Raw genomic sequence first — 9586 nt, 5'->3', positions numbered from 1 at the left:
CTGCGGGACAAGAAAGAAGCCGCGCGCCGTACGGCACAGCCGAAGACCGAGGACCACGAGCACCAGGCCGACAGACCGCCTGAGCACGGGGAACGTGACATCGGTCTCCGCGTCGAGGCGGCCCGCCGCTCGCGGGCCGTACACCGTAGTGGCCGGGCGGACGGACCCTCGTCCAGATGATCCCCGGCCGAGGAACCGTGAGGAACGGACGCCGAACCCGCCTGGACACCGGAGCCTGGGCAGGCCGTACCGGCGCGACAGGCGTGGACTCCGGAACCATGACCGGGCCGTCCACAGGAACCGGCTCCGCAGAACCGTCCGGTACGGCACTCACGGCCGGGGCAACCGAGAACGTATCCGGCTCGGGAACAGGACAACCCTGACCAGGCCCCAGCACCAGATCCGGCCCAACCACCCCCACAGGACCATCCGGTACGGCGCTCGCGGCCGGGACCATCGCGGGCGCCTCCGGCTCAGGATCGGGCTCGGGACGCCGCTGAGCAGGCACCAACGGAATCACCTCGGCGGGAGCGACCTCCACCGGAGGCCGAGGCACGGGCAGAACCTGTGGACCGTATGCACGACGAGCCTGGAGGCGGGCGTTCATCAACAGTCCGGACGGCTGCACGTACCCGTGCCCGTCCTGCTGTGGGCAGCCGTGGGCATAGGGGGCATGCCCACACCGGGCGCATCCCATGGGCAGGGGCACGGCACCGGCGAAGCAGCCACAGCCGTCCCGGATCGACGTGTCCGGGCTGGAGCCCGGAGCACTACTGTTGCTCACGTCAGGAGATACCTTCCTGATCAAGGCCCCGGCCGGTGCTGTTATCACCGCGTCCGGGGCCGCTGTCGTTTCAGGGCTTTGACAGTGAACCCCAGCGAAAGCACCGTCCGTAACGGAAAATGGCGGAGACATGGGCGGAGACTTTCTCCCCGCCCTTTCTCCGATGGGCGGGTGATATGGGGACATCTCTGCCAGAACGTCCGGCATGGGCATCACGCTTGCAGTCCGAGCGTGAAAAGCGCCGGTGGAACAAAAGTGAGATGGCCCGCCGCCTGATCACCAAGGCCGGGCACGACCCTTCGACGGTCAACTCCCTGGCCCGATCGATCCGTGACTGGGAGAAAGGTAAGCATTACCCCCGCGACTGGGCAGCCGTCTATGCCCAGGTCTTCAATCTCCACGAAGACGTCCTATTCTCCAAGAAAAGGGCGTCACATGAGGATGGTGAGATGGAACGACGCAGGCTCCTGCAAGCACTGGCGGCGCTCGGCGTCGCCTCGCCGCCGGTCTTCGACTCGCTCCAGACGATCCGGGACAGCGTCGGCCTGTCGCTGGGGCGCGACGAGCGTCTCGATGTGGAGATGTGGGAGGAGACCGTCTCCGAGCACGGTTACGGCTATCGGCTGACCCCTCCACAGCAGATGCTCGGTGAGCTGGCAGCCGATCTCGTCGCGGTCAAGCAGGCCATGTCCCGTGCGGGAGAACACAGCCGGATGTTCCGCTCATGGTGCCGGGTGACCGGCGGCCTGTCGCTGCTCATGGCGAAGACGTTGTGCAACCTTGAGCAGTCCCGGCAGGCCCGACAGTGGTGGGCAACCGCCTTGAACGCTGCGGAGCTATCCGGAGACCCCGACCTGAGCTCATGGATCAAAGCGGAGCAACTGATCCACGGACTTTACGACCAGCGCCCCGCACCGGTTCTCCTGCGTCACGCTGACGCCGCGCTCAACGAACACGGCGACTCCGCCTATCGGGGAGTCACCGGGATCTCGGCCGCACGCGCGCAGGTGCTGGCGACCCTCGGCAGGTCCGCCGAAGCGGCGGCCGAAATCCGCCGCTGCGGCGAGATATTCGAACGCCTGCCTGATTCGGTCACAAACACCCGCCAAGGTCGAACCATCGAAAGCTGGGGAGTCGAGAGGCTGAATTACACCCAAGCATGGGTGCATTCGTATCTCGGTAATCGGGGGCGGCTCGACGAAGCCGTGAGCCACACGCACGAGGCGCTGGACCCATCTGACCCCAACCCTCGTTTTCGTGCTCAACTAGCTCTTCTTCAGGCTGCGGGATACGCGCGCTCCGGCGATGTGACCGAGGGAATCCGACACGCTCAGGCTGTCTATCAGGCCTATCCGGCCGAGCAACGAACCATCATGGTGACGCGATTGGCCCACGGGGTTCTTGAAGCGGTGCCCACGGCTGAATGGCGTACACACGCGGTAGCCGACTATCGGGAGTTGGTCGGTGCCTCAGGCCGCAAAGCGATCACGTAAAGGTCGAACGCGTCCGAGGTTTCGCCCTCGACTCCCGGAACCCGGCCTACCAGGCTCCACCCCCAACGTTCATACATACGCTGCGTCTCGCGATTGTCAGGAACGGTGGCCAACGTCGCCCGTTCCTCGGGACGCGACCTGAGAAGCTCATCCATGAGACGCCTGCCAAGCCCCCGGCCACGATGGGACGGCAACACCGCCAAGTCGATCACCGCGAACGTCCGCCGCCCGGTCTCGACGGCGAAACCGTCAGGTTGGAGCGGCCGGAGCCCGTTCCACCACGTCGAACGCGCGGAGAGCGGCAGGCCGTAGGCGAAGCCGACCAACACCCCGTTCTCCCGCACCGTCACCGCCTCGAACCCCGCCGACTCGATCTGCCGAAGAGTCCGCCGCCGATGGTCGCCCAGGTCGTAATTCGGGAACGCTACAGCGTAGACCTGCTGAATCTCATCGAACTGCTCCCGAGCTTCCCCGGGACTGAGACGGCTCATCTCTGCCTGGCCCATGAACACATCCTCACCACATCCCACCGCCCGAGGAAAGCAGAGAGCCCGGACAACTGAAGATGTCCAGGGCGGCAAAGACCCCTCCAACCCAGCCCTGACCTTCATCGCCTCCGAGTGGAACGCCTTCATAGGCGACGCAAAACTCGGAACATTCGACTTCTCACCCACGAGCCCGCCATCATGGACAGAGCCCCACGTCCCGAGGCCGTACCCTAAAGATGGTCAACGCTCTGACCTGCATATCTGCACTACCGCCGGACTGCTGCAGAAACAGTCCTTCCTGCCCCTCCACGACCCCACCCGACCTGGGACTTTACCCTCGGGTTCCTCATCACCCTGAAGGGTTCGCAACGCGATCTGGTTGGCGTTCACGGGGGCTCCTGAAGGTCAGGTTCCTCATCACCCTGAAGGGTTCGCAACACGCGGTTCTCGCCCACGAGTGGAGGCCGTCCTCCCGGTTCCTCATCACCCTGAAGGGTTCGCAACGCGTCGGGCTTCTGCGTGGCCAAGACGATGATGAAGTTCCTCATCACCCTGAAGGGTTCGCAACGGCCCGTGACTGCCGCGATACGGCCTCTGACCATGTTCCTCATCACCCTGAAGGGTTCGCAACCGGAGGATGGCCATCTCTTCCAAGTTGCGAATGGTGGTTCCTCATCACCCTGAAGGGTTCGCAACTCGATTCGGGTAGTGAGCTCGTCCCAGGTCTCTCGTGTTCCTCATCACCCTGAAGGGTTCGCAACGCAAGCTGCACGGCCAGGTCCCGCAGACGGGCGGGTTCCTCATCACCCTGAAGGGTTCGCAACGTCTTGGCGTCCCTCATGGTCGGCTCCATGCCCGACGGTTCCTCATCACCCTGAAGGGTTCGCAACATGTGCACCACGGGCTCGGCGGGGGCACCGTTGCGGGGTTCCTCATCACCCTGAAGGGTTCGCAACGCGAGCTCGTGGTCGCACCGTGCGACCACGGCGGGTTCCTCATCACCCTGAAGGGTTCGCAACGCCAGCTTCCGGGCCCCCGTACGGGGCACCGCCCCGAGTTCCTCATCGCCCTGAAGGGCCAAGCCATCCCCAAGGCCGCCAAGGTTCGGCGCCGCGTCGCCGTACCCCCTGACGACCGAGTGACGACCAAGGCCGTGGGAGTTCCTGGCCGTTGGGGATCGCCAGTGGGTGAAGGAGCCGCTGTTCAGTCTTCTTGAAAGCCGGGAGCCCAGCGGCGGCGGTAGTCGCCGGGGGTGGTGCCGTACCACTGGCGGAAGGCCAGGTGGAAGCCGACCGTCGAGTGGTAGCCGACGCGTTCGCTGATCCGGCTGTGGGCGAGTGTGGTCTCGCTCAGCAGGCGGGCGGCCTCCTGCATGCGGCGGGCGGTCAGGTGCCGGATCGGCGCCTCGCCGACCAGTTCGCGGAAGGTCGCCGCGAACGCCGAGCGCGACATCCCGGCCTGGGCCGCCAGTGACTCCACCGTCCAGGGTTCGGCGAACCTCGTCTGTACGGCGTGCAGCGCCGTCCCGATCGCCGGGTGACGCAGCGCCCGCAGGACCGGCGAGCCCTCGGCCAGCTCCCCCACCGCGGCCCGCAGCGCCAGCACGAAGACCAGCTCGAAGGCGCGCAGGGCGACCAGCGCCGCACCGGGTTCGGCCAGGTCCCACTCGCCCGCCAACCGCCCGAGGGTGCCGCCGAGCAGCCCGTGACCGTCCAGTGTGGCCTTGTCGAGCACCAGGACGGGCGGCAGCGCCCGGTAGATCGGCGAGATGGCGGCCCGGTCGTAGTGGAGCCCGCCGCAGATCAGGACCGTCCGCTCGCCGGGCCCGCCGAGTTCGACGGTGGTCACGCCGCCCGGCGGCCGTTCGGGCAGCAGTGTGGAGAGCGGTACGGCGGAGCGCCCCGGCCGGTCGCCCAGCCGGTGGGCGTTGCCGTGCGGGAAGACGGCCAGGTCTCCGGCGTGCAGCAGGACGGGCTCGGCGCCGGGCAGTTCGACGGCGCAGGTTCCCTCCTGCACGTAGTGCAGCAGCGCGCAGTCCTCGGCCTCGCCCGCGATGCCCCAGGGTGACCCCGCCTGCCAGCGGCTGTGGAAGACCCCCTCCAGACGCAGCGGGGCCAGCAGGGCGCTCAGCAGGTCATCATCCATCGGACGATCCTTAAATAACCCGATATTTCACTTAATCGAGCGTATCGCGGGCTCGGTCGAGACTTTCCGGCATGACCTTTCTTGTGATCGGCGCATCAGGCGCCCAGGGCGGCGCGGTCGCGCGGCGGCTCGTCGCCGAGGGACACACGGTGCGCGGCCTGACCAGGAGCGGCCGGGTGCCGCACGGAGTGGAGCCGGTCGTCGGCGACCTCGGCGACGCCGAGGCGGTGAAGGCGGCCTTCGCCGGGGTGACGTACGCCTCGGTGACGCTGCCCATGGTCTTCGAGCCGGACACGGTCGCCGCCTACGTCCACCATGTGCGCGACGCCGCGCTGGCGGCCGGGGTGCGGCGGCTGGTGTTCAACACCGCCAACCGGCTGCCCGAGGCCACCACGCGGGTGGCCGCCTTCGAGACACGCCGGTGGGCGGTACGGACGCTGCGGTCGGCAGGTCTGCCGGTCGTGGTGCTGTGCCCTCCCCTCTACCTGGACAACCTGGCCGCGCCGTGGGTGACGGGTCCGCTGGCGGCCGAGGGCGTGCTGCGCTACCCGCTGCCCGCCGACCTGCCGGTGGCCTGGCTCTCGCACGACGACCTGGGCGCCGCCACGCACGCCGCGCTCGTCCGTGACGACCTGGAGGGCGCCGTGCTGAGGCTCGGCGGGGCCGACATGGTGACCGGCGACGAACTGGCGGCCGCCTTCGGCGCCCGCTACGCCGCGCAGGACCCGGCCGAGTTCGAGTCGGGCCTGGCGACGGCGCTGGGCGCGCCGACGGCCGCCGCGGTGGCCGACACCTACCGCTGGGCCGCCACCGACCGCGACCTGTTCGCGGCCGACCCCTCGGTGGCCGATCTGCTGGGCCTGCGGCTGACGCCGCTACGCGCCTGGATCGCCGCCCAGCCGTGGGCGGCCCGGTGAACGGCGTCGAGGCGGAGATCGTCCGCCACCACGAGGTCATCGAACGCTGGCTGACCGGCGCCCTCGCGCGGGAGGAGTTCGCCATCTTCGCCGACGCCCACGGCCCCGGCTTCACGCTCAGCACCCCCGACGGCCCGACGCTCTCCCGCGACCAGGTCCTCGCCGAGGTCGAGGCGCTCCACGGCAGCGCGCCGGGGGTGACCATCGAGATCCGCAACGTACGGATCGTCGCCTCCGAGGGCGCCTTCGTCGTGGCCACCTACCAGGAGGTCCAGCCGGATCGGACCCGGCAGTCCACGGTGGTCTTCCAGGGCACCACCTGGTTGCACCTGCACGAGACCTGGCTGCCGTAGCGACGGCCCGGGGTCGGGTGCCGCGCTAGAACGGGCCGGATGGCTGCCCATCGGCATGCTTCACGGTCTCGACGAGGGTGACCCCGAGGTGTTCTACCTCCACGAACAACCGTGAACGGCGTCGACGTACGGCACCCGGTCACCGGACGTGACCTCGCCTTGTGCGAAGACCCGGCGCCCGCCTGGGCCGGGACCTGCGGGTGAACACCCCACATGTCCGAAGACAGCAACCCCGTGGCCTCTGACAGGTGCGTGGTGCGGTCGTGGGCGGTCAGGCTCCTGCGAGGAGTCGGGGGAGTTCGCGCATGTCGTCGAAGACCGAGGTGTTCGGTCCTTCGAGCCAGCGCGCGGGTGTGAGTCCGCCGGCGTACCCGAGGGCGCGCATGCCGGCCGCGCGGGCCGCCTGGACTCCGTACTTACTGTCCTCGACGACGACGCAGGCCGACGGGTGGACGCCCATCCTCCTGGCGGCGTGCAGGAACAGGTCGGGGGCCGGTTTGCCGCGCGCGACCTCACCGGCGCTGAAGACGCGGCCTTCGAAGTACCGGTAAATCCCGGTGCGGCCGAACTTCTCGATCACCTCGGCCTCGGTCAGCGGCCAGCCCAGTTCGGCACCCACGGTGACGTGGAGGCGTACGGCCAGGCGTTCGCTGTCGATGAGCACACCGTCGCAGTCGAATATGACGAGCTCGATCGGGTTGATCATCCGGACAGCGTACGCCCGGGGGTACCGCCCCAAACGTCACCTGCCTGGGGAAAGGCGGCTTTCCAGGGTCCGCGGCAGTGGATACACCCGCTCCGCGGGGAACAGCCGCTGGGCTTTGGCGGCGTGCCCGGTCTGTGTCAACGCCGCGGCCTTGCGGACCTGGGGGGTGAGGTCGGTGAGGCCGACGATCCAGTCGTCGGTGAACGTGCGGATCAGATCGCGGCCGACGCCGACCTGGATGCTGTAGTGGTTCAGCGCCGCTCCGCGTGACGAGCGTTCCGGGTCCCACTGGACGTGTACGGCCGCCCGCGCCACGGCTGCCGGATCCGCGGTCGTGAGCACGGCCTGGGACAGGGCCTCCTCCCAGCCCTGCCGGGTCATCCGCACCGCGAGGACACGCTCCTGACCGGGTTTGCGGGCCCAGTTGCTGCGGTGCATGAGCCACAGGAACGAGGGCTTGATCCACGTCATCCTGTGGAACGAGAACGGCGCGACGAAGCGGCCCGCCCGCAGCGCCGCGTCGGCTATGGCCGGCGCGTACGCCTGGTAGACCACGATCGTGTCAGCGTCGTAGTCCGCGCGAACCTGGTACTGGGGTGCCATGCGTCGCACCCTGCCATCCGGTGCCCTCGCATCGCGAAGCCTTTTTCCCGCTCTCGGCCACTAGGCCCGGAGCGGCATGTTCCGACGAAACAGGTATGCCGCCGACAAACGGCTACGCGAGGTCGTGAACAGAACGAACGCCGCACGCGACGCCGGTTCGACGGCGGGTTCACACAATTACCCACTTGACCGGTAGGGATATTTCGGATTGCATGTGGTCATGACATCGACCGCCTGGAGTGGACACGGCTTCCACGCCACTGTGCGGCGTCACATCGACTTGGCGCGTGTGAGCAGCGCCATGTGTCGCCCGGTTCTCTCCCACTGATTCTCCGGCCTCCTTTTCGGGTGCGAATTTCCGTGCCCGCAACCGCTGTCACCCCTGGATGAACTCCACCCTGTTCGAGGCTGGAATGCCTCGGCACGCATTCATCGACGCCAAACGATGGAACAGGTATTCCGAGAAAGGGTGCGGTATGAACGTCCTCAATCCACATCGTCGCCGATCGAAACTCCTGGGGGTCCTGCTCGTCGCGTCCGCGGTCATCGCCTACGCGGGTGTGAAGCTCGGCAGTCCCCCGGCGTCGGCGACGACGACCCGGCCCAACATCGTCTTCATCCTCACCGACGACCTCAACGAGGACGTCTTCGGCAAGGACGCCGGGCTCCAGACGCTCCTGACCAGCCAGGGAACGACGTTCAACAAGCAGTTCGTCGAGCTGTCGCTGTGCTGCCCGTCGCGGGTGTCCACGCTGCGCGGGCAGTTCGCGCACAACACCGGCATCTACACCAACGACGCCGCCTCCGGTGGCGGATTCCAGTCCTTCCACAACAAAGGACTGGAGAACTCGACCGTCGCCACCTGGCTGCAGAGCGCCGGATACCGTACCGGATTCTTCGGTAAATACCTCAACGGGTACCCCAACGGAGCGCCCAGCAACACCTACATTCCGCCCGGGTGGACGCGCTGGTTCAGCCCCAACGGTGGAAGTCCGTATTCGGAGTACGACTACGACGTCAACGACAACGGCACGACCGTCCATTTCGGCGGCGCGTCCTCGGACTACGGCGTCGACGTGATCTCCCGCAAACTGACCACGTTCATCAGGAACACCACGACCAACTACCCGGACAAGCCTTTCTTCACCTACGTCGCCCCCTACATCCCGCACGGGCCGGCGACGCCGCCGCCGCGTTACGAGGGCATCTACCCCAACGCCAAGGCTCCGCGCACTCCGTCCTTCAACGAGGACGACGTCAGCGACAAGCCGGCCTGGATCCGCAACAAGCCCAAGCTCACCGCCGCCCAGATCAGCAACATCGACGCCTTCTACGAAAAGCGCAGAGAATCCCTGCGCGCGGTCACCGACCTCGTCCAGGACACGATCGACACCCTGCGGGCGCAGGGCGTGCTCGACAACACCTACATCGTCTTCACCTCGGACAACGGCTTCCACCAGGGTCAGCACCGCCTGAACTCCGGCAAGAACACCGCCTTCGAGGAGGATCTCAACGTTCCGCTGGTCATCCGCGGACCCGGCGTCCCCGCCGGGGCGGTCGTCAACGCCTTCACCCTCAACGTCGACCTCGCGCCGACCTTCGCCGAACTGGCCGGAGCGACCGCTCCCTCCTTCGTCGACGGCCGCTCCCTCGTGCCGTTCCTGCGCGGCACCACGCCGTCGCCGTGGCGCCTGGCGTTCCTCAACGAGCACGCCGGGCCCAGCACCCTGAACACCAACACCCTGAACGACCTGCTGGAACCCCAGGATCCCGGTGACGCGCAGGCGCTCGCCTCCGGAGGCGCCCCCGTCTACGTCGGCCTGCGGGCCAAACCCAACACGCTCGGCGTGAACGCGGCGTTGAACTACGTCGCCTACGACAACGGCGAACACGAGCTGTACGACCTGTCGGCCGATCCCTACCAACTCGACAACTCCTACAGCGGCGCCGACTCCACGCTCAAACGGAGGCTCGACGCCTGGGTCGACAGACTCAAGAACGCCTCCGGGCAGGCACTGCGAGACGCGGAGGAGAACCCACCGCAGTAGAGGACCCGTCGCGGTGCGGGCGGGATCTCCCCGCCCGCACCGATCCGCG

General features: G+C 67.6%; 10 protein-coding genes and 1 CRISPR repeat array. Of the genes, 6 read left to right on the top strand and 4 right to left on the bottom strand.

Annotation, left to right across the window (positions count from 1 at the left end; all coding sequences use genetic code 11):
* Both ABT340_RS38530 and ABT340_RS38525 read left to right on the top strand, forming a co-directional pair.
* Positions 1-180 (top strand): hypothetical protein (locus ABT340_RS38530; RefSeq protein WP_352015870.1); only part of this gene is annotated, 180 nt, incomplete at its 5' end.
* Between the two features lie 822 nt (positions 181-1002).
* The gene (locus tag ABT340_RS38525) at positions 1003-2277 is read left to right on the top strand and encodes a hypothetical protein (protein WP_352015869.1); all 1275 of its coding nucleotides are present in this window, start codon (positions 1003-1005) and stop codon (positions 2275-2277) included.
* Here the strand turns inward: ABT340_RS38525 and ABT340_RS38520 are convergent.
* Both ABT340_RS38520 and ABT340_RS38515 read right to left on the bottom strand, forming a co-directional pair.
* Entirely contained in the window at positions 2232-2783 is a 552-nt protein-coding gene (locus tag ABT340_RS38520) for a GNAT family N-acetyltransferase (RefSeq protein ID WP_352015868.1), read from the bottom strand. The genes ABT340_RS38525 and ABT340_RS38520 overlap by 46 nt on opposite strands.
* 322 nt (positions 2784-3105) lie before the next feature.
* A CRISPR array of direct repeats spans positions 3106-3784; the repeat unit is 30 nt; unit sequence GGTTCCTCATCACCCTGAAGGGTTCGCAAC.
* 184 nt (positions 3785-3968) lie between these two features.
* Positions 3969-4910, bottom strand: a complete 942-nt coding sequence (locus tag ABT340_RS38515) for an AraC family transcriptional regulator (protein WP_352015867.1) — start codon at positions 4908-4910, stop codon at positions 3969-3971.
* A gap of 71 nt (positions 4911-4981) precedes the next feature.
* On the opposite strand from ABT340_RS38515, the gene ABT340_RS38510 reads away from it, so the two are divergent.
* Together ABT340_RS38510 and ABT340_RS38505 are read left to right on the top strand one after the other, a co-directional pair.
* A complete protein-coding gene (locus ABT340_RS38510) occupies positions 4982-5827 on the top strand; it encodes an SDR family oxidoreductase (RefSeq protein ID WP_352015866.1) in 846 nt (281 codons plus the stop codon).
* Entirely contained in the window at positions 5824-6180 is a 357-nt protein-coding gene (locus tag ABT340_RS38505; protein ID WP_352015865.1) for a DUF4440 domain-containing protein, read from the top strand. Before ABT340_RS38510 ends, ABT340_RS38505 begins: the two co-directional genes overlap by 4 nt.
* A 271-nt stretch (positions 6181-6451) precedes the next feature.
* On the opposite strand, the gene ABT340_RS38500 is transcribed toward ABT340_RS38505, so the two are convergent.
* Together ABT340_RS38500 and ABT340_RS38495 are read right to left on the bottom strand one after the other, a co-directional pair.
* Complete coding sequence (locus ABT340_RS38500; protein WP_352015864.1) at positions 6452-6886, bottom strand: HAD-IA family hydrolase; 435 nt, start codon at positions 6884-6886, stop codon at positions 6452-6454.
* Between the two features lie 36 nt (positions 6887-6922).
* Entirely contained in the window at positions 6923-7489 is a 567-nt protein-coding gene (locus tag ABT340_RS38495; protein ID WP_352015863.1) for a DUF4291 domain-containing protein, read from the bottom strand.
* Positions 7490-7709: 220 nt separating this feature from the next.
* Here ABT340_RS38495 and ABT340_RS38490 point away from each other — a divergent pair, with 220 nt between their 5' ends.
* Together ABT340_RS38490 and ABT340_RS38485 are read left to right on the top strand one after the other, a co-directional pair.
* Positions 7710-7817 carry a putative leader peptide gene (locus tag ABT340_RS38490; protein WP_352015862.1) on the top strand — a complete coding sequence of 36 codons (108 nt, stop codon included), beginning with the start codon at positions 7710-7712 and terminating at the stop codon, positions 7815-7817.
* 148 nt (positions 7818-7965) lie between these two features.
* Complete coding sequence (locus ABT340_RS38485) at positions 7966-9537, top strand: sulfatase family protein (protein ID WP_352015861.1); 1572 nt, start codon at positions 7966-7968, stop codon at positions 9535-9537.
* The last annotated feature ends 49 nt before the right edge of the window (positions 9538-9586 follow it).

It is taken from the genome of Streptosporangium sp. NPDC000239 (assembly GCF_040300765.1).
In the GTDB taxonomy this organism is placed as follows: Bacteria; Actinomycetota; Actinomycetes; order Streptosporangiales; family Streptosporangiaceae; genus Streptosporangium.
This window is presented reverse-complemented; position numbering and strand designations above follow the sequence as displayed.